Source organism: Candidatus Polarisedimenticolaceae bacterium, assembly GCA_036376135.1.
In the GTDB taxonomy this organism is placed as follows: Bacteria; Acidobacteriota; Polarisedimenticolia; order Polarisedimenticolales; family DASRJG01; genus DASVAW01.
The window spans coordinates 17,046-41,981 of sequence record DASVAW010000080.1 but is presented as its reverse complement, the minus strand read 5'-3'; the positions used below and the strand labels follow the sequence as shown (position 1 = coordinate 41,981).

Genomic DNA, 24,936 nt, shown 5'->3' with positions numbered 1-24,936 from the left:
CCCTCGATGCACAGGGGTGCGCCGCCGAAGTCGAGGAAGGCGCTGTTGTAGACGCGCCCGCCCGCGTTGTCGCGCATGTGGATCGCGGTGTTGCGGTCGTGGTTCGTCCAGGTGGTCTTGGAGGCCCCGAGTCCGACCCAGGTCATGTTGGAGAGCGTGGGGATCGTCTTCGGGAGCGAGGCGTCGGGGTTGTTGCCGCCGTCCCACTCGCCGCCCTTGTCGGTCACTTCGGTGCCGGGGACATTCTGCATCTGGAAGACGAACTGCGCCTTGCCGCGCCAGCCCTCGTCGTAGTCGACGCCGTCGTCGCCGTGGTTGGTGAGGGCCGCGTACTTGATGTTGGCGGCCCCGCCGAAGAACTCGATCGCGTCGTCCTTGGTCTGGTAGACCTCGAAACGCTCGATCGTGGTGTTCCGGCCGACGCCGCCGAGGGTGACGCCGTTGATCTCGTTGTTGGCGGAGAGATTGAAGCCGCCGTAGGAGATCCGGAAGTAGCGCAACGAGCCGCTGTCGCCGTCGTCGCAGTTGCGGCCGTACGGGCCGGCGAGGAAGGCCTGGCAGTTTCCGTAGAGGCCGGCGCCGCCCACGGCCGTCAGGCCCTCGATCTGGACCTCGCGGGCCGGGTTCACCGCCCCCGCCGTGTTGTTGGCCACGTAGCCGTAGCCGAGGACGACGAGGCCGCCCCACTGACCGACGATCGAACGGGACGACGCGCGGTCGGCGTACGAACCGGAGCCGTAGGACGCGCCGACGTTGTCATCGGCGAGGTCGGTGAAGACGACCGGACGGTCGAGGGTGCCGTCCACGACGATCTTGGAGCCGCGGGTGACGACGAGCGTCCCCGGGTCGTTGGCGCCGCTGGTCGGCTCGCCCCGAACCACCGTGCCCGGCTCGATGCGCAGCGTGGCGCCGTTCGTGACGTAGACCGGGTTTCCGATCACGTACTCGTTGTCCGAGGTCCAGACGGTGGAGGTCGTGATGTCCGTCGTCTGGACGACCTGGGGCTTGGGAGCGAAGTAGCCCAGGCGGGAGGTCAGCGTCCATCCTTCCGCCCAGTTGGCGGTGTTCGGGGCGAAGGCCCCCTTGTACGGAGCCGCCTCGAGGAAGCCGCCCGCCGTCGGGCAGGTGAAGGTCGTGCTCGCGAGCGGGCTCCCCGCGGCCGGGATCGGGTCGATCACGTCGATCGGATCGTGCGTGGACGCGAGCCCCGAGGGAAGGCGGGTCAGCTCGCGGATCGGGAGCGGGTCGAGGTTGTCCAGGCGCGTGTTCTCGAGCGCCGCATTCGTGAACAGGCCGTTGTCGTAGTGCCGCTTGGCGCTGTCGCACCCCCAGCGCGAGCCGCTGTTCAGGCAGGTCTCCCCCGCGGGGCACTCGGTGTTCTGGGTGCACTGCGTCGCCACGGTCACCGAGCAGGTCCCGACGGTGGGCAGGGCGTCCGCGAGGAACGCGTCGGAGCCGGTGTTCCACCAGACGTTGCCCCGGAGCTCGAGCTCGAAGGACGACGTCGGTTCGAGGTAGTAGACGCCGTCCACGGCGTACGGCGTGATCGCGCGCTCGCCGGATGTGTTCGCGCCCGTGGCGCTCCCGCCGATGTTGCTCGCCCCCTCGATGCACAGGGGCGCGCCGCCGAAGTCGAGGAAGGCGCTGTTGTACAAGCGCCCGCCCGCGTTGTCGCGCATGTGGATCGCGGTGTTGCGGTCGTGGTTCGTCCAGGTGGTCTTGGATGCCCCGAGGCCGACCCACGTCATGTTGCACAGGGTCGGGATCGTCTTCGGGAGCGAGGCGTCGGGGTTGTTGCCGCCGTCCCACTCGCCTCCCTTGTCGGTCACCTCGGTACCGGGGACGTTCTGCATCTGGAAGATGTACTGGGCCTTGCCGCGCCAGCCTTCGTCGTAGTCCACGCCGTCGTCGCCGTGATTGGCGAGAACCGCGTTGCGGAAGTTCACCGCGCCGCCGAAGAACTCGATCGCGTCGTCCTTGGTCTGGTAGACCTCGATGTACGCCACGTCGGTCTCGCGACCGACGCCGCCCATCGTGAAGCCGTTGATCTCGTTGTTGGCGGAGAGGTTGAAGCCGCCGTAGGACAGGCGGGTGAAGCGGATCGTGCCGCTGTCCCCGTCGTCGCAGTTGCGGCCGTACGGGCCGGCGAGGAAGGCCTGGCAGTTCCCGTAGAGGCCGGCGCCCCCCACCGCCGTCAAGCCCTCGATCTGGACCTCGCGGGCCGGGTTCACGGCCCCCGCCGTGTTGTTGGCCACGTACCCGTAGCCCAGGACGACGACGCCGCCCCACTGGCCGACGATCGACCGGGAGGAGATCCGGTCGCCGTAGCTCCCCGAGCCGGGGTTGTCGAGGATGTTGTCGTCGAGAAGGTCCGTGAAAACGACCGGGCGCCGGGCGGTCCCGAGCGACTGGAGCTTCGATCCGCGGGTGATGACGAGCGTCCCCGGATCGTTGGCGCCGCTGGTCGGCTCGCCGCGAACCACCGTGCCCGGCTCGATCGTGAGCGTCGCACCCGAGGTGACGTAGATCGGCTGCGTCAGGATGTACTCGTTGTCGGCCGTCCAGGTCTGGCTCGTCGTGATGTCGGCGCCGATGTGGATCGTCGCGGCCTGGGCCGTCGTCAACATCAGCGCGATCACGGGCACCGGGACTGCGGCGATCGCCCGCCCCCAATTCATGGTTCGCTCCTCCGTGGTTTCCGCAACGTGCGGACCTCCACGGTCGGCCTGCGGCTTTGCGGGGGGTTTGCGGGGCGGTCACGGTTGCGTGACGTCCCCGGTACGGGGCCGGAAGGGCCGTTAACAGGCCTTTAACACGGAGTTCACGTTCGTGACGTCTTCGTCGCCTCGAATGACGGGGCGAGGCCGTCCGGCCTCCACGTAAAAGGAGAACGAGGCATGAAGCGCATGCTCGCCGTGACGACCCTGACGGCCGTCGCCCTGACGACCCCCGCGATGGCGCAGGCGGTCAAGCTCGACAAGGACATCAAGCCCTACAAGAAGACGAGCGGCATCTCCGGAAGCCTGAACTCGATCGGCTCGGACACCTTGAACAACCTCATGACCCTCTGGGCCGAGGGGTTCCAGAAGCAGTACCCGAACGTCAAGATCCAGATCGAGGGGAAGGGCTCCTCGACCGCGCCCCCCGCCCTCATCTCCGCGACCGCGCAGCTCGGCCCGATGAGCCGGCCGATGAAGCAGTCGGAGATCGACGAATTCGAGAAGAAGTTCGGCTACAAGCCGACCCCGGTGAAGACCTCGGTCGACGGCCTCGCCGTGTACGTCCACAAGGACAATCCGCTCGCGGAGCTCACCCTTCCCCAGGTGGACGCCGTCTTCTCCAAGACCCGCAAGGGGGGATTCGAGAAGGACATCACGACCTGGGGAGACCTGGGCCTCACGGGCGAGTGGGCGGGGAAGCCGATCAGCCTCTACGGCCGCAACTCCGCCTCGGGGACCTACGGCTATTTCAAGGAGCATGCGCTGTACAAGGGCGACTACCGGGACTCCGTGAAGGAGCAGCCGGGCTCGGCGGCGGTGGTCCAGGGGGTCACCGGGGACAAGTTCGCGATGGGGTACAGCGGGATCGGGTACAAGACCTCCGGCGTGAAGGCGATGAAGCTCGCGAGCAAGGCCGGCGGGCCCTACTACAGCGACGAGGCCGACAACGTCCTCTCCGGGAAGTACCCGCTCTCCCGGTTCCTCTTCGTCTACGTGAACCGCGCTCCGAACAAGCCGATCGACCCCCTCACCCGCGAGTTCCTGCGGTACATCCTCTCGAAGGAGGGTCAGGAGATCGTCGTCAAGGACGGGTACCTGCCCCTTCCCGCGAAGGTCATCGAAGACGAGCTCGCGAAACTGAACTGACCCTGCGTTACCATCCGCACGCCCGACGAACATGGCGAGCCTGACCGACCCCCCGCCCGCGCGTGCGGACGCGACTCCGCGCCGCGCCGTCGCCCGCACGAGCCGCTCCCGGCTCCTGGTCGACCGCGCGGCGCGCAGCGTCGTCACGGCCGGAGGACTCGGCATCATCGCGAGCGTCCTCGGCATCCTCGTGTTCATCCTCATCGAGGTGGTCCCGCTGCTCGGCGGCGCCGACGTGACCCCCGTGGAGTCGATTCCGCTTCCCTCCGACGCAGCCGAGGCGGTGCTCGTCGACGAACACCGCACCCATGTGGCCGCGCTCGGACTCGACGGTGTGATCCGTATCTTCCGGAAGTCCGACGGCGGCCTCGCGTCCGAGGCCCCGCTGTTCCCCCCCGGCCCCGACGGAGTCTCTCCTCGACTGGCCGCCGTCGTCGCGGCCACCGGGACCCCGGTCCTCGCCGGCTCGACCGACGACGGTCGCGTCGCCGCGGTGCGGATCGGCTGGGACGTCGCGTTCGACACGAACACCGGGGCGCGCGAGGTCACCCCCGACGTCGGCGCGCCGATCGTCTTCCACGTCGATCCCGAGGGTCGCCCGCTGGGAGCGTTCGCGGCGATCCTGGGGGAGAGCGGCTCGGCCTCCGTGCTCGCCCAGACCGCGTCGGGGGATCTGGCGTTCGTTCGGCTCGAAGTACGTGAGAACGCGATCACGGGAGAGCGATCGTCCGTCGAGAGTCGGACATCGGCGACGGCGTCCGGACGTCGGCTCGTCCGGATCGTCGCGTCCAACGACCTCCGCGACGTGTACGCCGGTTCCGAGACGGGGGAATTGCTCCATTGGAAGGCGAGCGACGGCAGCCCCGGCGACCCCGAGATCTTCCCTGCGACGAGCGGTCCCGTCGCCGCCCTCGCGCTCCTCCTGGGGGATCGTTCGGTGATCGTGGGGGGAGCGGACGGGTCGGTCTCGGTCTGGTTCCAGACGCGCGGCGGCGACGACGTCTTCCGGATGCGCCGGATCCGGGACTTCGCGCCGCACGGCGCACCCATCGTGCGGATCACGCCCTCCCCCCGGGACAAGGGGTTCGCGGTGGCCGACGCGGAGGGAGGCCTGGGCCTCTACTACTCCACCTCCGCTCGGACCCTCTGGCGTGGCTCGACGCCGCATACGCCCGTCCGTGCGCTGCTCTTCGCCCCCAAGGCCGACGCGCTCTACGCCGCCTCCGACCGCGTCGTCGGCGTCTACGACGTCGAGAACCCGCACCCGGAGGTCGGCTGGAAGGCCCTGTTCGGCAAGGTCTGGTACGAGAGTTATCCCGAGCCCGCACACGTCTGGCAGTCCACGGGAGGAACGGACGACTTCGAGTCGAAGCTGAGCCTGACGCCGCTCGTGTTCGGCACCCTCAAGGCGACGGTCTACTCCCTGCTCCTCGCGATTCCGCTCGGCGTGTTCGGCGCGATGTACACCTCCCAGTTCATGCACCCGTCGCTCAAGCGCTACGTCAAGCCTACCGTGGAGATCATGGCGGCCCTCCCGAGCGTGGTGCTGGGCTTCCTCGGAGGCCTCTGGCTCGCCCCGATCGTCGAGAAGCACTTCCCCGCCCTGCTGCTCGCCGTCCCGTTCACGACGATCGCGGTCCTGGCGGCGGGGCTGGCCTGGTCGCGCCTGCCCCGCCCGTGGCGCAACCGGATCCCGACGGGGGCGGAGGTGGGCGTCTACGCCCTCGCGCTCGCCTCCGGCGCATGGCTCGCCGCGGAGCTCGCTCCGGCGTTCGCTTCCGTGGCGTTCGGCGGGAACTTCCAGGTCTGGCTGCTGGAGACGACGGGGCTGCGGTACGACCAGCGCAATGCGGTCGTCGTCGGGCTGGCGATGGGATTCGCGGTCATCCCGATCATCTTCGCCATCGCGGAGGACGCGTTCTCGAACGTCCCGCTGAACCTCGTTTCCGGGTCGCTCGCCCTCGGGGCGAACCGATGGCAGACCGTCACCCGGGTGGTCCTGCCGACCGCGAGCCCGGGGATCTTCTCCGCGATCATGGTCGGATTCGGCCGGGCGGTGGGCGAGACGATGATCGTCCTGATGGCCACGGGCAACACGCCGATCATGGACTGGAGCGCGTTCAACGGCTTCCGCACGCTCTCCGCGAACATCGCGGTCGAGATCCCCGAGGCCCCCGTGGGGAGCACGCTGTACCGGACCCTCTTCCTCGCGGGTCTGCTTCTCTTCCTCGTCACCTTCGCGGTCAACACGGTCGCGGAGATCGTCCGGCAGCGCCTGCGTCGCCGGTACTCGCAGCTGTAGGCGCCGCGATGGGTGACGCGCGCCGTCGTCGGAGCGACCTCCTGGGCGAGTCCCTCACCGCGTTGTGCGGCGGTGCCCTCGCCCTCAACCTGCTGCTGATCGCGGGACTGCTCGCGCTCCTCGCCGCGGTGGGATTGGCCTACTTCTGGCCGAAACGGGTCGAACGGGTCTTCCTCGCGGACGGCACCGTGCTCCTGGGCGAGGTGCACGATCGCGAACCCCTTCCGGTGACGCCGGAGGACCCGGACGCCTCGGGACGCTCCCGGATCCAGCTCAAGATCGGCAACCGCGACCTCGTGGGCCTCGATTTCCGATGGGTGGACGAGCGGCAGATCGTGCGCCGCGAGGCGCCGCCCGGCGTCCTGATGCTCGAACGGCTCGAATGGGGGAACTTCTACGGCTTCCCCGTGGAGTTGCGCCGCGGCGAGGGGGTCGTGGCCGCCGGATCCGAGGCGGTTCTCGCGGCGCTCCCGCCGCTGCTCGAGGCAAAGCACAGGGCGGTCGGCGATCTCCAGCGGCTCGAGCGCGGCGAGATCGGGGACGTGAACCACGCGATCGAGAAGTTGCGCAGGGAGCGCAAGAAGGCCGCCGGGGACCCGCGCCGCACCGCGGAGCTCTCCGCGCGGGAGCAGGAGAAGCAGCGGGAGTACGACACGCTCGCCGAGCGGATGTTCACGATGCGCGAGGCTTTGATGTCGGACGTGCTCGTGATGGAAACCGCGTCGGGGGAGCGCAAGGAGATCGCCGTCGGGAACATCGTCCGCGCGATCCGTCCCAACGCGATGGGCGCCGGGGAGACGGTCGGCCTCTACCTGTCGCGGATCCGGGAGTTCGTCTTCGACGACCCGCGCGAATCGAACACCGAAGGGGGCATCTTCCCGGCGATCTTCGGCACCGTCATGATGGTCTTCCTGATGTCGTTCGCCGTGGCCCCGTTCGGCGTGCTCGCCGCCCTGTACCTGCGGGAGTACGCGAAGCAGGGCCCCCTGGTCCGGGTCGTCCGGATCGCGGTGAACAACCTCGCCGGGGTGCCGTCGATAGTCTTCGGCATGTTCGGGCTGGGCTTCTTCGTCTACCTGATCGGCGGATCGATCGACCGGCTCCTCTACTCCTCCCAGCTTCCGACGCCCACGTTCGGCACCGGCGGCATCCTGTGGGCGTCCCTGACGCTCGCGCTGCTGACCGTTCCCGTCGTGATCGTCGCCACGGAGGAGGGTCTCGCCGCGGTGCCGCGCATCGTGCGCGAGGGGTCGCTGGCGCTGGGTGCGACGAAGTTCGAGACGACCTACAAGGTCGTCCTCCCCGCGGCCGCGCCGGGGATCCTGACGGGGATGATCCTGGCGATGGCCCGCGCCGCCGGCGAGGTCGCGCCGCTCATGATCGTCGGCATGGTGAAGCTCGCGCCCTCGCTTCCCGTGGACCACCACGCCCCGTTCGTTCACTTCGAGCGCAAGTTCATGCACCTGGGATTCCACATCTACGACGTGGGATTCCAGAGCCCCAACGTCGAGGCCACGAAGCCCCTCGTCTTCGCCACGGCCCTGCTCCTCATCCTCGTCGTGACGGCCGTCAACCTCGTCGCGATTCTGGTCCGCAACCACCTGCGCCGGAAGTACGCTTCCAGCGCGATCTGAGCCGAGGAACCGAACGCATGCCCCCCATCGACACGACGGCCGCGCCGATCCACGACCCGGCCCTCGACCCCGTCATCGAGCGGCCGCTGCTCGAGGTCTCGGACCTGTCCCTCTGGTACGGAGCCTCGCAGGCGCTCCACGACGTGCGGCTGCGGATCCCCGAGCACAAGATCACCGCGTTCATCGGCCCGTCGGGGTGCGGGAAGTCGACGCTGCTGCGCTGCTTCAACCGCCTCAACGACCTCGTGGACGGCGTCCGGATCTCCGGCGACATCACCCTGGACGGCCAGAGCCTGTACGACCCCAAGCGGGACGTGAACGAGTTGCGCCGCCGCGTCGGAATGGTCTTCCAGAAGTCCAACCCCTTCCCGAAGTCGATCTACGAGAACGTCGCGTACGGCCCGCGGATCCACGGCGTCCGCCGCCGCGCGGAGCTCGACGAGATCGTCGAGCGGAGCCTGCGCGGCGCCGCGTTGTGGGAGGAGGTCAAGGACCGCCTCTCCGACAGCGCGCTCGGCCTTTCGGGAGGGCAGCAGCAGCGCCTGTGCATCGCCCGCGCGATCGCGATCGAGCCGGAGATCGTCCTGCTCGACGAGCCCTGTTCCGCCCTCGATCCGCTCGCCACGGCCAAGATCGAGGAGCTGATGCAGGAGCTCAAGGGGCGCTACACCCTCGTCATCGTGACGCACAACATGCAGCAGGCCTCGCGCGTGTCGGACTACACGGCGTTCCTGTACATGGGACGGCTGATCGAATACGGGCTCACGGACAAGCTGTTCATCAACCCGGCGAAAAAGCAGACCGAGGACTACATCACCGGCCGGTTCGGCTAGGAGGAGCGTTCACGCCGTTTTAACGGCGTGGTTACAATCGCGACCGATCGCGACGTTCTGATGTCGGTCGTGACGGACCGGCGACGTCGCGGTGACGAAGCCGACACGGAGGAACCTCGCGCATGTCGAACCTCTCGATCAAGATCACGACGGCCCTCGCGGTCGCGGCGCTCGCGGCCATCCCCGCCCTCGCGGCGGGCGAAGAGACGCCGCCGACGGCGGTCGACGCCTCCAAGGGCGGCTTCACCGTCAAGTCGGGGGAAAACAGCCTCACGTTCGGCGCTTACGGCCAGATCCGGTTCCTCGGCGAGGACCGGGAACTCGGCGACAACGACCCCGCCGGCAGCACCGGGGCGGGCGTCGAGGACGGCTGGTCCCCGTCGTTCGACGTCGCCCGGGTCCGCCTGAGCATCCGCGGCACGATGTACAAGCCGTGGCTCAGGTACAACTTCTCCTACGAGATCGGGCGCACCTCGGGGGAGAGCGCCAACAAGCTCAAGGACGCCTACCTCGAGGTGGCCAAGAATCCCGCGGCCTCGGTTCGGTTCGGTCAGTTCAAGGCGCCGTTCAGCCTCCAGGAGCTCGTCGGCGACCAGTACCAGCAGTTCGTCGATCGCGGCATCACGAACGTCTTCGCGGTCAGCCGCGACGCGGGCGCGATGCTGTTCGGCACGACCGGGTCCAAGAAGTTCGGCTACCAGGCCGGGTTCTTCAACGGCTCGGGCGAGTCGAACCGGCAGGACGACCAGGACCTGATGTACGCGGCCCGCGTGTACTTCGAGCCGTTCGGGGAGTACGCGCTCCGCGAGGGGACGAACGACGCACCCGAAAGCCACGTGTTCCATGCCGGGCTCGCCTACCGTGGCGGCGAGGCGACGCGGGGCGGAGACACGTTCACCTCGGCGGGCAGCACCGTGCGCATCTTCGAGGACGCCGACGACCAGACGGCGCTCGGCCTCGAGCTCGCCTGGAAGTGGAAGACCCTCTTCGCCACCGGGGAGTACTACGACCAGACCACCGAGCGCCGGAATCCCGCCCCGGCGCTCGAGGACGTCGATTCCGACGGTTGGCACGTGCAGGCCGGCTGGATGGCGATCCCGGAGAAGCTCGAGCTCGGCCTGCGGTACGCCACGGTCGACGCCGACAACGACGCGGACGACGATACGGTGACCGAGATGCGCGCCGGGCTCAACTGGTTCTGGAAGTCCCACAATCTCAAGCTCCAGACGGACCTCGGGCAGGTGGAGTTCGAGGCCGACGCGCCGGGCCGCGGCGACCGCCTCGCGGCGGCCGCCGGGGAGTCCGTCAAGGACACCCAGCTCCGGGTGCAGTTCCAGCTCAACTTCTGATACACCAACGGGCGTCCCGGCGAGACGCCGGGGCGCCCGCCGGACGGAGGCCATGGAGAAGCTGCAACGCCACTTCGAAGAGCAGCTGGACCTTCTCGCCGAGAAGATCCTCGTCATGGGAGGACTCGTCGAGGAGGCGATCGGGCGCTCCGTCCAGGCTCTCGTGGACCGGAACTCCGACCTCGCGCGCCAGGTGATCGCGGACGACGATCGCGTCGACCGCCTCGAGCTCGAGATCGACGACCTGTGCACCCACGTCCTCGGCCTTCAGCAACCGTTCGCGCGCGACCTGCGGTTCGTGACGACCGCGATGAAGATCACGACGGACCTGGAGCGCATCGCCGACCTCGCCTGCAACATCGCCGAACGCGCGCTCGAGCTGAACGACGAGCCCCAGCTCAAGCCGTACATCGACATCCCCGTGATGGCGCGACGCGCGCAGGAGATGGTCCGGGGCGCCCTCGACGCCTTCGTCCAGCGGGACGTGGAGACCGCGCGGCGCGTCATCGCGATGGACGACGATCTCGACGGCCGCATGGAGCAGGTGTTCCGCGAGCTGCTTTCGTTCATGATCGAGGACCAGCGTACGATCACGCGAGCGCTCCGCCTGGTCTTCGTCGCCAAGGCGTTCGAGCGGATCGGAGACCAGGCCACGAACGTCTGCGAGCAGGTCGTCTACATGTGCGAGGGGCGCGTCATCAAGCACGGATATCTGCACCCCGAGGGCGATTCGAAACCGTGACGCGCCGCGTGCTCCTCGTCGAGGACGACGCCGACATCGCGTTGTCGCTCAGGCACAACCTCGAGCGCGAGGGCGGCTTCGACGTGACGGTCGCCCCCGACGGCGAGCGCGCGCTCCAGGCGGTCGCCGTCCGCCTCCCCGACCTGATCGTCCTCGACCTGAACCTCCCCGGAATGGACGGGCTCGAGCTCTGCCGCCGCCTCCGCCGCTCCGAACCCACGGCGTCCGTCCCCATCGTGATGGTCACCGCCCGCATCGCGGAAGCCGACAAGATCTCGGGGCTCGACCTGGGCGCCGACGACTACATCACGAAGCCGTTCTCGGTGAAGGAAGTGCTCGCGCGGGTTCGCGCGGTCCTTCGCCGCACGGAGCGGACCGAGGGCGAAGGCGAGACGCTTTCGGACCCGCCGATCGTCGTGGACCTCGCCTCGCGTCGCGTCCTCCTGGACGCGACGGAGGTCGCGTTGACCCGCAAGGAATTCGACCTCCTCGCCGACATGCTCCGCAGTCGCGGGCGCGTGCTGACCCGGGAGCGCCTGCTCGAGCGCGTCTGGGGCTACACCTACCCCGGCGAGACCCGTACGGTCGACGTGCACATCCGACGCCTTCGCAAGAAGCTCGGCGCCGTCGCCGACGAGCGGATCGAGACCGTCGTGGGTGTCGGGTATCGCTGGCGGGCCGGCGCTTGATCCTCCGGCGACCGGCCGCCGCGTACGCCGTCGCCGCCGTCCTCGCGACGCTGCTCGCCGCCTCCGCCGCCGTGGCGCTCTTCCGTTCTGCGGCGATCGCCGCGCTCCAGCCCGCGCCCGCCGACGACCGCACGCTCCTGCTGGCGCTGCTGACCCAGGAGAGCGGCCGGATCTTCTGGACGACCGTCCTCACCGTGGCGACCGCCTTCGCTCTCCCGGCCGCCGTCGCCTGGGCGGCCCGAAGACGCACGCGCCGGAGTCTGCACGAGCTGACTCGCGGCGCGGCGGTCGCGGCGCAGGGGGACCTCGCGAGCGACCTCCCCCTTCCCGAGGACGACGAGGCCGCGGAGCTCGCCGCGGCGATCAACCGGATGCGCCGCGCGCTCACGGCGAAGATCGAGGAGGTCGAGTCCGACCGCCGCCTCGTCCTCTCGTTGATCTCGGGGATGCGCGAAGGCCTCGTCTGGGTGGGCCCGGGCCGCCGCGTCCGGATGGCCAACGACACCTTCCGGCAGATCTTCGCGCTCCCCTACGACCCGACGGGTCACCTCCTGGCCGAGGTCGTGCGCAACCCCTCGGTGATGCGGGAGCTCGACCTCGCGCTCACCGAGCGCGGCGAGTCCCGCGAGTTCACGTTTCACATGATCGGAAGCGGACGGTCGTTCGAGGCGCACGTCACGCCCCTCACCGGCCGCGCGGGCGAGCGCTCCCCCGGCGCGCTCATCCTCTTCTTCGACGTGACCCGGCTCGAAGCGCTCGAGCGGGTGCGGCAGGATTTCGTCGCGAACGTCTCCCACGAGCTTCGGACGCCGCTGACCTCCATCAAGGCCTTCGTCGAGACGCTCAGCGACGACGGCCTGGAGGATCGCGAACAGAGCCTGAAGTTCCTGTCGATCGTTCGCAAGCACGCGGACCGCATGGGCGAGCTGATCGACGACCTGACGGACCTGTCGCTGATCGAGACGGGCGCGGTGGCGCTCGACCAGCAGGAGCTCGACGCGGGGGAAGTCGCGCGGGACGTCGCGGCCCAGCTCGCGCTCAAGGCACGTGCGGCGGGGGTCGAGGTCGCCGTCGAGATTCCCGACCCCTTCCCGGTGCGGGCGGACCGGCGCCGGCTCGTGCAGATCCTCGTCAATCTCATCGACAACGCGATCAAGTTCAACCGGCCGGGCGGGCGCGTGGTCGTCGGCGGCGGAACCGAGGAAGGGCGGCCGACGCTGTGGGTCGAGGACACCGGGACGGGGATCCCGGCCGACAGCCTGGAGCAGGTCTTCCACCGCTTCTATCGCGTGGACAAGGCGCGGTCGAAGGAAATCGGGGGAACCGGGCTCGGCCTCGCGATCGTCCGCCACCTGATGCGCCTGCACGGCGGCCAGGTGGTGCTCGCGTCCGAGATCGGCCGCGGGTCGCGGTTCACGCTGGAGTTCCCGCCTCCTCCCCCGCCGTGACCCCGCGTCAGCGCGCGACCGGCTCCGAGGGTTTCCGCATCTGGAGCTCGGGCGTCGGAGGGTCGTAGGGGACCGGGTCCGGCAGCGGCCTCGGCGCGCCCACCGCGCGAACCGTCACCTTCCGGATCGTGACCTTGTCGAGCGGGCGCCCCCCGTCGTCGGTCTTGCGCGCGCAGATCCGATCGACGACTTCGCGCCCCGCCACGATCTCCCCGATGCACGGATGCCGCCGGTTCAGCCACGGGGCCGGGATCGCCGTGACGAAGAAGATCGCTCCGTTCACCCGACCCTGTCCGGTGCGGGTGAGGCCCACGCGGTAGGCCTTCGAGAAGTTGACGCTTCCGTCCCCCTCCTGGGGAACCCAGACCGGAGGGGCGCCTCGCCCGGTCCCGGTCGGATCGCCCGCCTCGAAGCGCTCCCCGGCGACGACTCGATGGATGGCGAGGCCGTCGTAGTAGGGGCGGCGGACCGATTCCCCGGTGAACGCGTCCGTCCACGTGAGGCGTCCCTCCGCGAAGGCCGCGAGGTGCGCGACCGACTGGGGCGCCTGTTCCGGGAGCAGTCGGGCCACGATCGCGCCGGCGTCGGTGTCGAGGATCGCGTACCACCCTTCCGGCAGGCCCTCGGGAAGCTCACCCCCCGCGGACGCGGTCGGAACCGCGCCCGCGAGGGCGAAGGCGAGGGTCACCGCCGCGGCGAGGCTCACTCGACCTCGATGGAGACCTTCTCCATCACGAGTTTCTCGGACGTCTGGCCGGAGCGCGAGCCTGCGGCCTCGAGGGCCTTCAGCGTGTCCATCCCCTCGACGACGTTGCCGAAGATCGTGTGTTTGCCGTCGAGCCAGGACGTCGGAACGAACGTCAGGAAGAACTGGCTTCCGTCGGTGCCCGGACCGGCATTCGCCATGGACAGCACTCCGGGCTTGTCGTGCCGGGCGGGTCCGTCGAACTCGCCGTTGAACTTGTAGCCGGGGCCGCCGGTGCCGGTGCCGAGCGGGCAGCCCCCCTGCGCCATGAAGCCGGTGATCACCCGATGGAACGAGAGGCCGTCGTAGAAGCCGAGCTTCGAAAGGTAGATGAAGCTCGTGACGTGCATCGGCGCGGTCTCGGGAAGGAACTTGATCCGGATCGGGCCCTTGTTGGTCTGAATCCGCGCGAAGTACGAGCGGCCGGCCTCGAAGGCGACCACCTGGGGCATCGGGAGTCGCGTCCGCCAGTTCGACGCGCTCTTGTCGATCTTCTGGGCCTGGATCTGGCGGTCGATCGCTTCGATGGCCTTGTCTCCTTTGGGCTTGGCCGGTGCCGGCGCGGGTGCCGGATCGGCGGCGAATGCGGTGGCGACGCTGAGGATCGCGAACGCCGCCAAGAACGGTTTCGTCATCGGGTTACCACCTCCGTCGCGACAGGCGCGACCGACGAAGCATGCCACGCGCGACGGGGAAGGCGCAAAGGCGCCCCGCTGGTTCCACCGGAAAGCCGAACCTATATTCCGGGCGAGCCCGCGCCTCCCGGAGGTTCCAACTTGGCCCAGCTCGACGCGATGCTCCGCGCCCTCGCCGACCGGGGCGCTCGAGAACTCGTTCTTTCCGAGGGGGTTCGCCCCTCCTTCCGATTCGACGAGGGGGACCGGCCGGTCTCCCAGTCGGTGCTCAGCCGCGCACAGATCGTGACGCTCCTGTCGGAGCTCGGGGGCGACAAGTCCCGCCTGGCGAACGGCGGCCCCACGCGGTTCGCCTACCAGCTCGGCGACGGGCGTCGGTTCGTCGTCGATGCCGGGGGCTCGGCGGGGAGTTTCTCGGCCAAACTCTCCCTGGAGGCGGCCCGGCCCGTGACGGCCGCGCCGCCGGCGGCCAGCGCCGTCGCGCCCCCCCCGCCGGCGGTTCCCGCACCCGCCTCGAGCCAGCCCCGCTTCGACGCCGCGAAGGTGCGCGCGGGCTCCCCCGCGATCGAGGCGTATTTCCTCCACCTGGTGGAGACGGGAGCCAGCGACCTGCACGTGAGCGCCGGCGAGACCCCGATGCTGCGCCTTCACGGGGACATGGTGCGGATCGAGGGCGCCCCCGTGTTGTCTCCGGAGGAGGCGGCGCGCCTGCTCTTCCCGCTGATGCCGCCGCGGTTCAAGCAGGAGTTCGAGGAAGGCAACGACACGGATTTCGCGCACGAGGTTCCGGGGCTCGCCCGCTTCCGCTGCAATGTCTTCATGGATCGCAAGGGCGTCGGCGGCGTCTTCCGCGTGATCCCGAGCAGGATCCCCTCGGCGGAGGACCTCGGCCTGTCGAAGGCCGTGCTCGACCTCTGCCACCTCTCCAAGGGCCTCGTGCTCGTGACGGGGCCGACCGGCTCGGGGAAGTCGACCACCCTGGCGGCTCTCGTCGACTACGTCAACCGGAACCGCGCCGATCACGTCATCACCATCGAGGACCCGATCGAGTTCGTGCACGCGAACAAGAAGTGCCTCGTGAACCAGCGCGAGGTGGGGACGCACACCCGGGGATTCAAGACCGCGCTGCGGGCCGCCCTGCGCGAGGATCCCGACATCGTGCTCGTCGGCGAGATGCGCGACCTGGAGACGATCGCCATCGCGATCGAGACGGCCGAGACCGGCCACCTCGTGTTCGGCACGCTCCACACGTCGACCGCCGCGTCCACGGTCGATCGCATCATCGACCAGTTCCCCAGCGACCGGCAGTCCCAGATCCGCGTGATGCTCTCGGAGTCGCTCAAGGGCGTGATCTCGCAGTCGCTGCTCCGCAAGAAGGGCGGCGGCCGGGTCGCGGCGATGGAAGTGCTGATCGGCGTCCCCGCGATCGCGAACCTGATCCGCGAGGGAAAGACGTTCCAGATCCCGAGCATCATGCAGACCGGCCGCCGACACGGGATGGTCCTGCTGAACGACGCCCTCGTCGAACTCGTGAAGAAGGGACTGGTCACGAGCGAGGAGGCGTACATCAAGGCCATCGACAAGATCGGGTTCGTCGGGCAACTGAAGTCGGCGAATCTCGAGATCCCGTCGATCGCCGCGGCGGGGACCTCGCCCCCCTGACCTCCAAAAACGTCTTGACGGGACTCCGCGGCCCTATATATTGGTGGCCGATCTGGTCCGGATACCAGATCTAGAGTCCCGGACCCCGGAAGGGCCTCGAAACTCCTGATACGGGGATTGGAGGATCGAAGAACATGGCCACGAAGAAGAAGGCTGCGAAGAAGGCCGCCAAGAAGACCACCAAGAAGAAGGCCGCCAAGAAGTAGTCTCGCCGAAACAGAAATCAGGCCGTCATGAAAGGCCGGCGCTCACGCGCCGGCCTTTTTTTCTCCCGCCCCGGCCCCGCTCAGATCGATCAGCTCGATCCCGAGTTGCGCGGCGACGTCGATGCTCCTCGTGTCGCGGTAGAACTCGCCGTAGTAGATCGTCCCGATACCGGCATTGGCGATGAGTTTGAAGCAATTCCAGCACGGCGACGCCGTGGTGTAGAGCTCCGCCCCGTCGATCCTCACGCCGTTCTTCGCCGCCTGGATGATGGCGTTCGCCTCGGCGTGCACGGTCGCGACGCAGTGTCCGTTCTCCATCAGGTGCCCCACGTCGTCGCAGTGAGGCATTCCCCGGATCGAGCCGTTATATCCGGTGGAGAGGATGGTCTTGTCGCGGACGATGACGGCCCCGACGTGCTTGCGGTCGCAGGTGGAGCGAGTGGCCGCCTGCCGGGCGATGTTCATGAAGTAGGTGTGCCAGTCGACTCTTTGCGACATGACCGGATGCTAACACGCTTGACACTGCCGAGGCGGGTGCCCCAGCATGAACGCAGCACGATCGGCCGCCTGGAGTACGACGTGAGCGACGAGGGGAAACGCTCGTATCGTGGGGCTTTGCGGGCCTATCTGGAGCAGATCCGGCCCATCGGTCTGCTCACCGAGAGCGGCGAGTACCGCCTCGCGGTGGACAGCCGCGCCGGGGACGAGGCGGCGCGCAATCGCCTGCTCGAAGCCAATCTCCGGCTCGTCGTCAAGATCGCGCTCGAGTACCGGCACTCGCCCGTCAAGCTCGAGGACCTGATCGCCGAAGGGAACATCGGCCTGATCCAGGCCGTCAAGCGCTTCGACCCGAACCGCGGAGTGCGCTTCGTGAGTTACGCGTCGTGGTGGGTCCGCAAGTACATGGTCGCCGCCCTGAACGACTCGACGAAGGCGGCGACGAGCCCCCTCCCCCGCGACGCCGGCGCCGTCACCCCGATCAAGCGGGCGCGCGTGCTCTCGCTCGAGGACTTCCTGCACAACTCCGGCGACCGGGTTCTGCTCGAGAAGGTGGCGCCCGCCGACGCCGAGGATCCGGAGCACCTGGTCGTCGAGAGCGATCTCCAGGAGGCGTTGCGATCGGTCCTCGGGCGGATCCCGGCCCTCGAGCGGCGCGTCCTCGAGATGCACTACGGACTCGACGGCGGCCCGCCGCGGACGCTCCAGCTCATCGGACAGGAGCTCCGCTGCACCCGCGAGCACGTGCGCCAGATCGAGCTGCGCGCCCGCGATCGGGCCCGCCGCCTGCTCGAGCGATGAATCGCTAGACCGCGGCCTTGTTCTTCGTCCAGCGCGGGTTCTTGATCTCGTACTTCGCGACCTTGTAGTTCATCACGCGGGACGAGATCCCGAGGAACTTCGCGGCGTCTTTCTGCACCCAGTTGTTGATGCGCAGCGCCTCGAGGATGGCGTGACGCTCGAGCTCGTCGAGCGGGATCCCGTTGGGCGGCAGGCGCAGGTTCATCGCCGCGACGTTGTCCGACGACGCCTGCCCGTCGAAGAGGTTGAGGTCCTCCTCGAGGACGTAGCGACCCTCGGACATGAGCACGGCGCGCTCCACGGTGTTCTCGAGCTCGCGGATGTTCCCGGGCCAGGTGTGACGCTTGAGGGCCCGGACCGCTCCGGGGTCGAGCCCGCGCACGTCCTTCTTGAGCTCCGCCGCGAAACGCTCGATGAAGTGCGTGGCGAGGGGGACGATGTCCTCCTTGCGCTCGCGCAGCGGCGGCACGTGGATCGTGACCACGTTGAGCCGGTAGAAGAGGTCCTCGCGGAACTCCCCGCGGGAGATCGCCTCCTCGAGGTTCTTGTTGGTGGCGGCGACGAGCCGGACGTCCACCTTGATCGTACGGGACCCGCCGAGGCGCTCGAACTCGCGCTCCTGAAGGACGCGCAGCACCTTCGCCTGCGTGGACGGCATCATGTTCCCGATCTCGTCGAGGAACAGCGTGCCTTCGTTGGCGAGCTCGAAACGGCCGATGCGCTGGCGGTCGGCGCCGGTGAAGGCGCCGCGCTCGTGCCCGAACAGCTCGGACTCGAGCAGGTTCTCGTGGAGCGCCGCGCAGTTCATCTTGACGAACGGACGGTCGGCGCGGGACGAGTTGCGGTGCAGGGCCTCCGCGACGAGCTCCTTGCCGACGCCGGTCTCCCCCAGAACGAGCACCGTGGCGTTGGAACGCGCGACCTTCTCGATCGTCCGGAAGATGTCCTTCATCTGGGGGGCCTCCCCCACGATGTTCTCGAACTTCGGGAGGATCGACTGGCGATCGTAGACCTGGATGCGCGCCATCAGGCGACGGTGCTCGAGCGCGCGCTCGACCTTCAACTCGAGCTCCTCGAGATCGAAGGGCTTGAGCACGTAGTCGTAGGCCCCCGCCTTCATCGCCTCGACCGCGGTCTCGACCGTTCCGTACGCGGTCATCACGAGGCAGACCGTCCCCTCGTTGATCATCTTCGCGCGTTTGAGGACCTCGAGCCCGTTGCGCTCGGGCATCTTGTAGTCGGTCACGAGGACGTCGAAAACCTCTTCCTCGAGCCGCTGCGACGCCTGCGCACCATCCACGGCCTCGGTGACCTCCCATCCGCGGTCCCGAAAGGCGGTCGCGATCCCCTCACGCAGCGTCTGTTCGTCCTCGGCGACGAGAATTTTCTTCATGATGCGACCTGCCCCCCGTTCCGGCCGGTGGCGATCGGCAGACGCACCGTGAAGGTGGTCCCCGCTCCGGGCCGGCTCTCGACGTCGATGAGCCCGCGATGGCTGTCCACGATCTTCCTCGCCATGGACAGGCCCACACCCGAGCCCTGTTTCTTGGTGGTGAAAAACGGATAGAACAACTTGTCGAGGTGCTCGTCCTCGATGCCGCTCCCGGTGTCCGTCACCCGGACCACGGCGTAGCGGTCGAATCCCTGCCAGGGATCGGAATCGCGGAACCCCGCAGGACGGTAGGGCGTCGACGCGGAGGCCGGAGCCGGCGCCGTCGTGCACTCCACGGTCAACGTTCCCGTCTCCCCCATCGACTCGAGCGCGTTGAGCATCAGGTTCTCGAAGACCTGCCGCAGCTGCGTCCGGTCCATCAGCAACGGGCCGGAGCGCTCCGGATAGCGCCGCACGATCTCGACTCCGGGCCGGCCGCGCCGCCCGGTCGCCACCGTGATCGCTTCGTCGAGCACGGCCTCGAGGTTCGCCGGCGCGAGCGTCAGCGACAGCGGCCGCACGAACTCCAGGCTCGAGGTGATCGTGCGGTTGAGCCGGCGCACCTCGGCGATGATCTTGTCGAGGAGATCGCGGGTCCCCTGGTCGGCCGAGTCGACCCGTCGCTTGAGCAGCGAGCACGACACCTCGATCGAGGCGAGCGGATTGCGGATCTCGTGGGCGAGATTCGCCGCCATCTGGCCGAGGGCCGCGAGGCGGTCGCGCAGGCGCTCCTGCTCCTCCTTGTGCTCGACGTAGGTCAGATCCTTGAAGAAGATCGCGGCGCCCATCGGCGCGCCGTCCTCACCGGGGACCATCGACAGGGTGAACCCGATCGTCTTCCCCCGGTCCGACCGGCATCGCAAGTCGATCTCGGCGCGGTTCGGAAGGCTCGACATCGAGAACGACTCGCGGAGGATCTGGGCGAGCTGCGGGTGCCCCGAGAGCGCGGCCTCGACCGAATCGCCGGCTCTCGGAAGCCGGTCGAGCTCGAGAATCCCGCGGGCGTGCTCGTTCATCATCACGACGCGGCCGTCGCGGTCGATGGTGAGGATGCCGCAGCGCATGCCCTCGATCAGGCCGCGGAAGAAGTCCCGCGACCCGTCGTCCACGGCGCCGTTCACACCCATAGCGCTCAAGTCAGAGGACATATGCGACATCTATTGATCACCTACCCGGTACGCTATTGAAATCTATGCGCCGAGTGGCGATTGGCAAGCGGAAATTGAGGGGACTCAGCTGCCCTGGAAGGTCCCTGCGGTCCAGTTGATCCCGGGCTTGGGCTGCGGCGTTGGCTGCCCGTCGTAGAGGACCGGAGCCAGCCCGAACTCGGCCCGCGAGGCCCCCTTCGCACGCACCCGGAAGGTGAGTCGGACCGCATCGACCGTGCCGCTGGCATTGACCGTCCCCACGTTCCCGTTCCGGCTCACCGCGACCACCACCCGGCCGGGATCCGGCACGTTGACCTGGTAGGTCGGCGCGTGGCCGCCCTGCTCGAAGAGCTGCCCCGCCGAGTGGCTGACGTAGGTCACCTGCGTGTCGTCGTAGGTGAGATCGAACGCCGTCGCGTAGAGGGCCGTCGTGTTCGTCACCGCGACCCTGACGGTGACCGTGTCCCCGCTCTTGGATCCTTCGAGCATGGAAACGGTGTTGCCGCCCGGCGCGGTGGTGTCGGCCGCGAACGCCGCGATGATCGGATCCGGGGAAGGATTCGGGCCGGTCCCCGCGTCCGAGCCGCCGCCGCCGCCGCCGCAACCCGTGAGCACGAGCGCCGAACCGAAAAGTAGTCCCCGAACGCCGATGCCGATCATGTTCGCCCCTATCGGAGGTTGGCGGGACACGAGGCCGCCGACCAGTTCGTACCCGACCAGCAGCGGCCGAGGTTGCTCGCGAGGTAGGCCAGGTCGTTCCCGTCCACCCAGCCGTCGCCGTCGAAGTCGGAATCCGGATCGTAGGATGCGCCGCCGTCCTGGCTCCCGAACAGGCGGGCGATCCAGATCGTGTCCTTGCCGTCGAGCCGGTTCTGGGTGGCGGAATCGGTGGTGTTGATGTTGAAACGGGCCGGGTTGATCGAGACCTCGAAGGCCTGCGACTTCTGCCCGAAGACGTCGTCGGGGTTGGAGACCGAGACGGTCCATCGCCCGACCTGCGCCGCGCGGACGTTCTGCGCCGGCGGATCGAGGGTCGCGACGAACTGCATCTGGTTGCAGGCCACGGTCCGAACGCCCGTGAGGGTGACGCGCGGGTTGTCGATCTCGACGATCGCCCCCGACTGGAAGTTCGCTCCGTTCACCGTGACGGTCACCTGGGATCCCTGCATCGCGACCGCCGGGGTCGCGGAGGTCACCTCGGGACGCGACCATCCCGACAACTCGTTCGAGAAGGAGGGCGACTCGCCGGCGGCGTTGTAGGCCTTCACCGCGAGGTAGTAGGTCGTGCAGTCCTGGAGTCCGGACAGCGTGGCCGTCGTCGCCGACGTGGAGACGTTCGCCGTGTAGCTCCCGGATTGCGTGCCGTAATACACGCGATAACCGGTCGCGCCCGGCACGGCGTCCCAGGCAATCTGAATTTGCCCGGCGTGTGCGGAGAACGCGAGCGCGGCGCTCACGGCCACGAAGGCGATTCGACGGAGGGGGTGACAGGCCATCGGTTCGCTCCTGGTCGGACGTTCAACCGTCCCGCCCCAACCAAGGCAATTGCGGTGCCAGACCCCGAAAACCCGGAACCTCGCCCGAGAACGCCAGAAGCGCCCTCATGACGCTGATTTTGACGAATATGGCCCTCTCGGACATTCCCCACGCGCATAGTTTTCCCGCTTCCGGAATACAAGAAGGTAATTACTACCGTGGCGGTGTAACGACCGAGGGTGCCCCGGGGGGTGCGAAAACCAGCGTGGTAGCATCTCGGCCCGCCCGTCGCTAAGTTTGTGAGCATCCAGGAGTCCACCCGTGGAGCAGCAGATCCCCCTCTCCAGCCCCGACATCGATCCGTCCGACATCGAAGCGGTGATCGCCGTCCTCCGGTCGACCCAACTGAGCCTCGGACCGACCGGGCCGCGCTTCGAGCAGGCTTTCGTGGAGTACACCGGGGCCCGGCACGCGGTCGCGGTGAACAGCGGGACGAGCGGGCTGCATCTGGCGGTGATCGCCCTCGGAATCGGCGCCGGCGACGAGGTCGTCACGACGCCCTTCTCCTTCGTGGCGTCCACCAACTGCTTCCTCTTCGAGGGTGCGAAACCCGTGTTCGCCGACATCGATCCGGTGACCTGGGACCTCGACCCCGCGGCGGCCGAGGCGGCAATCACCCCACGCACCAAGGCCCTTCTGCCCGTCCACGTCTTCGGCCGCCCCTGCAGGATCGGGGAGTTCGTCGAGATCGCGCGGCGGCGCGGCTTGCGCCTGCTCGAGGACCCCTGCGAATCCCTCGGATCCGCGGTGCGCGGCCGCATGACGGGGACGTTCGGGGACGCGGGCGTCTTCGCGTTCTACCCCAACAAGCAGATCACGACGGGTGAAGGCGGGGTCATCGTCACCGACGACGACACGATCGCCGGTTTGTGCCGCTCGCTGCGGAATCAGGGCCGAGACGCGGGCGGCGGCTGGCTCGAGCACGTTCGCATGGGGTTCAACTACCGTCTGTCGGACATCCAGGCCGCGCTCGGATTGTCCCAGATGGCGCGCCTGGAGTCGTTCGTCGCGATGCGCCAACGGGTCTTCCAGCAATACGGCGAAGCGCTGCGCAACGTCGGCGGAGTGATCGCACCCGCCCCCGCCCGCCCCGACGAGCGGGTCTCGTGGTTCGTCTACGTCGTGCGACTCGCCGACGAGTTCGATCGTGAGGACCGGGACGCGGTCCTCGCGCAGCTTCGCCGGCGCGGCATCGGCTGCAGGAACTACTTCGTACCGATCCACCTCCAGGGCTACATGCGGGAGCGATTCGGCTTCCGGGAGGGGCAGTTCCCGGTGACCGAAGCCGTCGCGGCGCGGTCGATCGCCCTTCCGTTCCACAACCGGGTGGGCGAGGCGGAGATCGAGGCGGTCGCAGGGGCGTTGCGGGAGGCGATCGACGCGCGAGTCCGGGCGCGTCAGGGGGCCTGAGTCCCGATTTCCTCGGCGCGGACAGGCGCCGCCGACGGCGCCGTCCGAACGAAGTCACGCCACAGGAGCTGGCTCGAGAGCACGCCCACGAACGCCATGTTGTCGGCGTTGGCGAGCTGCGAGGCGCCGGCACGGGCGCGGCACTTCGCGACGAGCGCCGTCACGGCATCGGGATCGAACATCCCCGCCTCCCGGATCGCGGACGGATCGAGCACCTCGTGGATCCACGCGGGTGCGGCGTCCCCGACGAAGCTGGCGGCATCCGGGGCCCGGTACGGCTGCTTGGGCCGCTCCAGGATCTCGCGCGGCACCAGTCCGCGGGCCGCGCGCTTGAGCAGATGCTTCTCGTCGAGCACGCGCAGCTTGTAACGGGACGGCAGTGCGTTGCAGAACGTCACGACGTCGTGGTCCAGGAAGGGGAACCGCCCCTCCACCGAATGCGCCATGAGCATCCGGTCGCCCTGAGAGGAGAGCAGGTAGCCGGAGAGCAGCGTGCGCACCTCGAGGTACTGCACGCGGCTCACGAGATCCCATCGATCGAAACCGTCGGGAAGGGCCTGCGTGAGCTCCGCGACGGCGTCGACTCCGCGGACCGCGTCGCGAACGCCAGCCGAGAACAGGCGCTTGAGCCCTGCAGCCGAGTCCCAGCGCATCTGGTGGCCGAACTCCGGACGGCCCGCGCGGTCGAGCCCCTGTCCGAAGAACCGGCAGGCCATGGCCGGGGACTGGGTGGGCGAGCGCTTGAGATAGGGGTAGAGCTTGCCCAGCAGCAGCGGGCGCCGCTGGGACCCGGGCTGTCGCGCCCACCAGCCGCGCACCTTCGCCTCGCGGAAGAGGTCGTACCCCGCGAGGATCTCGTCGCTCCCCTCCCCCGTCAGGACGACCTTGAAGCCGGCGGCGCGCACCAGGCCCGAAAGGAGGTACATCGGCGCCGGGGCGGTCCTCAGCACGGGGCGCTCGGTGTGGCGGACGACGTCCGGGAACACCGCGGCGATGTCGCGCCGCTCGCAGAGCACCTCCTCGTGTTCCGAGTCGAGGGTGCGGGCCATGATCCGCTGGTACGGGGTCTCGTCGAACTCGGCGTCGGCGAATCGCAGCGAGAAGGTCTTGAACACCCCCTCCTTGGCGCGGCGACCGAGCGCGGCCGTGACCGACGAGTCGATCCCCCCCGACAGATAGGCTCCTACAGGGACGTCCGCCCGGAGCATCCGGAGCCTCGTCGCGGTCTCGAGCTTCTCGAGTAGCCCGTCGGTCGCGTCGTCGAGGGACATCGGCGCGGGGGCGGAGGCTTCGGGGTACGCGGGCTCCCAGTAACGACGCCACCGTCGCGACGGCTTCCCGGACGCGGGAACCTCGAGGATCATGTTGTGACCCGGGGGCAGTTCCTCGACGCCGACGAACGGGGTCCGCGGTGCGACGGTCGTCCAGAAGGTGAAGACCTGGTCGAGCCCCGCGGGGTCGATCTCACGCGGCACCGCGCGATCCGCGAAGATCGCCTTGACCTCGGACGCGAAGTAGAACCGTTCCCCGACGGTCGCGTGGTAGAGGGGGCGCACGCCCAGCCGGTCCCGCGACAGGAACAGGCGCCGGCGGGGGGCATCCCAGGTCGCGATCGCCCACTGTCCGTTGAAGCGCTCGACGGAGGACTCGCCCCACTGCTCCCACGCATGGACGATGACTTCGGTGTCGGACGCCGTGCGGAAGCGGTGGCCCAGCGCCACGAGCTCCTCCCGGAGCTCGACGTAGTTGAAAATCTCCCCGTTGAAGACCGTCCAGACGGTCCGATCTTCGTTGGCGAGCGGCTGCTGGCCGGTCGCGAGATCGATGATGCTCAGCCGCGCGTGGGCGAGCGCGGCCGGCCCGTTCCGGTAGACGCCGAACTCGTCCGGGCCGCGGTGACGCAACGCCCCCAGCATCCGGCCGAGGGCCTCGACGCCGGGAGGTCCGTCGCTTCCCCAGCCGAGGGCGCCCGCGATGCCGCACATCGGTGGGTCTCCGCT

At 68.7% G+C, this 24,936-nt stretch carries 20 protein-coding genes; 11 read left to right on the top strand and 9 right to left on the bottom strand.

Annotated features, from left to right (window positions below; all coding sequences use genetic code 11):
- Nucleotides 1-2,678: hypothetical protein (locus tag VF139_07675; GenBank protein ID HEX6851274.1), on the bottom strand; the 2,678-nt coding region annotated here is incomplete at its 3' end.
- A 219-nt stretch (nucleotides 2,679-2,897) separates the two neighbouring features.
- Here VF139_07675 and VF139_07670 point away from each other — a divergent pair.
- From VF139_07670 to VF139_07635, 8 genes are all read left to right on the top strand, one after another.
- Nucleotides 2,898-3,866 carry a PstS family phosphate ABC transporter substrate-binding protein gene (locus VF139_07670; GenBank protein ID HEX6851273.1) on the top strand — a complete coding sequence of 323 codons (969 nt, stop codon included), beginning with the start codon at nucleotides 2,898-2,900 and terminating at the stop codon, nucleotides 3,864-3,866.
- A gap of 31 nt (nucleotides 3,867-3,897) precedes the next feature.
- The gene (locus VF139_07665) at nucleotides 3,898-6,168 is read left to right on the top strand and encodes an ABC transporter permease subunit (protein HEX6851272.1); all 2,271 of its coding nucleotides are present in this window, start codon (nucleotides 3,898-3,900) and stop codon (nucleotides 6,166-6,168) included.
- Nucleotides 6,169-6,176: 8 nt separating this feature from the next.
- A complete protein-coding gene (pstA, locus tag VF139_07660) occupies nucleotides 6,177-7,802 on the top strand; it encodes a phosphate ABC transporter permease PstA (GenBank protein ID HEX6851271.1) in 1,626 nt (541 codons plus the stop codon).
- Nucleotides 7,803-7,819: 17 nt separating this feature from the next.
- Nucleotides 7,820-8,635, top strand: a complete 816-nt coding sequence (pstB, locus tag VF139_07655; protein HEX6851270.1) for a phosphate ABC transporter ATP-binding protein PstB — start codon at nucleotides 7,820-7,822, stop codon at nucleotides 8,633-8,635.
- A 122-nt stretch (nucleotides 8,636-8,757) separates the two neighbouring features.
- Nucleotides 8,758-9,984, top strand: a complete 1,227-nt coding sequence (locus VF139_07650) for a porin (protein ID HEX6851269.1) — start codon at nucleotides 8,758-8,760, stop codon at nucleotides 9,982-9,984.
- Between the two features lie 52 nt (nucleotides 9,985-10,036).
- Nucleotides 10,037-10,726: a phosphate signaling complex protein PhoU gene (gene phoU / locus VF139_07645; GenBank protein ID HEX6851268.1), complete on the top strand. Its 690-nt coding sequence runs from the start codon at nucleotides 10,037-10,039 to the stop codon at nucleotides 10,724-10,726.
- Nucleotides 10,723-11,415: a response regulator transcription factor gene (locus tag VF139_07640; protein ID HEX6851267.1), complete on the top strand. Its 693-nt coding sequence runs from the start codon at nucleotides 10,723-10,725 to the stop codon at nucleotides 11,413-11,415. The genes phoU and VF139_07640 overlap by 4 nt, the downstream gene beginning before the upstream one ends.
- Nucleotides 11,412-12,863 (top strand): ATP-binding protein, encoded by a 1,452-nt coding sequence (locus VF139_07635; GenBank protein HEX6851266.1) that lies wholly within the window; start codon nucleotides 11,412-11,414, stop codon nucleotides 12,861-12,863. Before VF139_07640 ends, VF139_07635 begins: the two co-directional genes overlap by 4 nt.
- A gap of 7 nt (nucleotides 12,864-12,870) precedes the next feature.
- Here the strand turns inward: VF139_07635 and VF139_07630 are convergent, their stop codons facing one another.
- Nucleotides 12,871-13,569, bottom strand: a complete 699-nt coding sequence (locus VF139_07630; GenBank protein ID HEX6851265.1) for a peptidylprolyl isomerase — start codon at nucleotides 13,567-13,569, stop codon at nucleotides 12,871-12,873.
- Complete coding sequence (locus VF139_07625) at nucleotides 13,566-14,243, bottom strand: peptidylprolyl isomerase (protein ID HEX6851264.1); 678 nt, start codon at nucleotides 14,241-14,243, stop codon at nucleotides 13,566-13,568. Before VF139_07625 ends, VF139_07630 begins: the two co-directional genes overlap by 4 nt.
- Nucleotides 14,244-14,384: 141 nt before the next feature.
- Here VF139_07625 and VF139_07620 point away from each other — a divergent pair, with 141 nt between their 5' ends.
- Nucleotides 14,385-15,905: a type IV pilus twitching motility protein PilT gene (locus VF139_07620; protein ID HEX6851263.1), complete on the top strand. Its 1,521-nt coding sequence runs from the start codon at nucleotides 14,385-14,387 to the stop codon at nucleotides 15,903-15,905.
- 248 nt (nucleotides 15,906-16,153) lie between these two features.
- Here the strand turns inward: VF139_07620 and VF139_07615 are convergent, their stop codons facing one another.
- Nucleotides 16,154-16,609, bottom strand: coding sequence for a dCMP deaminase family protein (locus tag VF139_07615; protein ID HEX6851262.1), 456 nt, complete (start codon nucleotides 16,607-16,609; stop codon nucleotides 16,154-16,156).
- Nucleotides 16,610-16,645: 36 nt separating this feature from the next.
- Here VF139_07615 and VF139_07610 point away from each other — a divergent pair, with 36 nt between their 5' ends.
- Nucleotides 16,646-17,410, top strand: coding sequence for a sigma-70 family RNA polymerase sigma factor (locus VF139_07610; GenBank protein ID HEX6851261.1), 765 nt, complete (start codon nucleotides 16,646-16,648; stop codon nucleotides 17,408-17,410).
- A gap of 4 nt (nucleotides 17,411-17,414) precedes the next feature.
- Here VF139_07610 and VF139_07605 read toward each other — a convergent pair whose 3' ends face one another.
- The 4 genes from VF139_07605 to VF139_07590 form a co-directional block, all read right to left on the bottom strand.
- Nucleotides 17,415-18,803 (bottom strand): sigma-54 dependent transcriptional regulator, encoded by a 1,389-nt coding sequence (locus VF139_07605; protein ID HEX6851260.1) that lies wholly within the window; start codon nucleotides 18,801-18,803, stop codon nucleotides 17,415-17,417.
- Nucleotides 18,800-19,969, bottom strand: coding sequence for an ATP-binding protein (locus tag VF139_07600; GenBank protein HEX6851259.1), 1,170 nt, complete (start codon nucleotides 19,967-19,969; stop codon nucleotides 18,800-18,802). Before VF139_07600 ends, VF139_07605 begins: the two co-directional genes overlap by 4 nt.
- A 105-nt stretch (nucleotides 19,970-20,074) precedes the next feature.
- A complete protein-coding gene (locus tag VF139_07595) occupies nucleotides 20,075-20,650 on the bottom strand; it encodes a cohesin domain-containing protein (GenBank protein HEX6851258.1) in 576 nt (191 codons plus the stop codon).
- Between the two features lie 8 nt (nucleotides 20,651-20,658).
- A complete protein-coding gene (locus tag VF139_07590) occupies nucleotides 20,659-21,486 on the bottom strand; it encodes a fibronectin type III domain-containing protein (GenBank protein ID HEX6851257.1) in 828 nt (275 codons plus the stop codon).
- A 301-nt stretch (nucleotides 21,487-21,787) separates the two neighbouring features.
- Here VF139_07590 and VF139_07585 point away from each other — a divergent pair, with 301 nt between their 5' ends.
- Nucleotides 21,788-22,936: a DegT/DnrJ/EryC1/StrS family aminotransferase gene (locus VF139_07585; GenBank protein HEX6851256.1), complete on the top strand. Its 1,149-nt coding sequence runs from the start codon at nucleotides 21,788-21,790 to the stop codon at nucleotides 22,934-22,936.
- Here the strand turns inward: VF139_07585 and asnB are convergent.
- Nucleotides 22,924-24,921, bottom strand: coding sequence for an asparagine synthase (glutamine-hydrolyzing) (gene asnB, locus VF139_07580; GenBank protein HEX6851255.1), 1,998 nt, complete (start codon nucleotides 24,919-24,921; stop codon nucleotides 22,924-22,926). The genes VF139_07585 and asnB overlap by 13 nt on opposite strands.
- Nucleotides 24,922-24,936: the final 15 nt, after the last annotated feature.

What these genes read in the sequence shown, in the direction of transcription:
- VF139_07670 (HEX6851273.1), top strand. Translation starts at nt 2,898, where the DNA reads ATGAAGCGCATGCTCGCCGTGACGACCCTGACGGCCGTCGCCCTGACG.
- VF139_07665 (HEX6851272.1), top strand. Translation starts at nt 3,898, where the DNA reads ATGGCGAGCCTGACCGACCCCCCGCCCGCGCGTGCGGACGCGACTCCG.
- pstA (HEX6851271.1), top strand. Translation starts at nt 6,177, where the DNA reads ATGGGTGACGCGCGCCGTCGTCGGAGCGACCTCCTGGGCGAGTCCCTC.
- pstB (HEX6851270.1), top strand. Translation starts at nt 7,820, where the DNA reads ATGCCCCCCATCGACACGACGGCCGCGCCGATCCACGACCCGGCCCTC.
- VF139_07650 (HEX6851269.1), top strand. Translation starts at nt 8,758, where the DNA reads ATGTCGAACCTCTCGATCAAGATCACGACGGCCCTCGCGGTCGCGGCG.
- phoU (HEX6851268.1), top strand. Translation starts at nt 10,037, where the DNA reads ATGGAGAAGCTGCAACGCCACTTCGAAGAGCAGCTGGACCTTCTCGCC.
- VF139_07625 (HEX6851264.1), bottom strand. Translation starts at nt 14,243, where the DNA reads ATGACGAAACCGTTCTTGGCGGCGTTCGCGATCCTCAGCGTCGCCACC.
- VF139_07615 (HEX6851262.1), bottom strand. Translation starts at nt 16,609, where the DNA reads ATGTCGCAAAGAGTCGACTGGCACACCTACTTCATGAACATCGCCCGG.
- VF139_07605 (HEX6851260.1), bottom strand. Translation starts at nt 18,803, where the DNA reads ATGAAGAAAATTCTCGTCGCCGAGGACGAACAGACGCTGCGTGAGGGG.
- VF139_07600 (HEX6851259.1), bottom strand. Translation starts at nt 19,969, where the DNA reads ATGGGTGTGAACGGCGCCGTGGACGACGGGTCGCGGGACTTCTTCCGC.
- VF139_07595 (HEX6851258.1), bottom strand. Translation starts at nt 20,650, where the DNA reads ATGATCGGCATCGGCGTTCGGGGACTACTTTTCGGTTCGGCGCTCGTG.
- VF139_07590 (HEX6851257.1), bottom strand. Translation starts at nt 21,486, where the DNA reads ATGGCCTGTCACCCCCTCCGTCGAATCGCCTTCGTGGCCGTGAGCGCC.
- asnB (HEX6851255.1), bottom strand. Translation starts at nt 24,921, where the DNA reads ATGTGCGGCATCGCGGGCGCCCTCGGCTGGGGAAGCGACGGACCTCCC.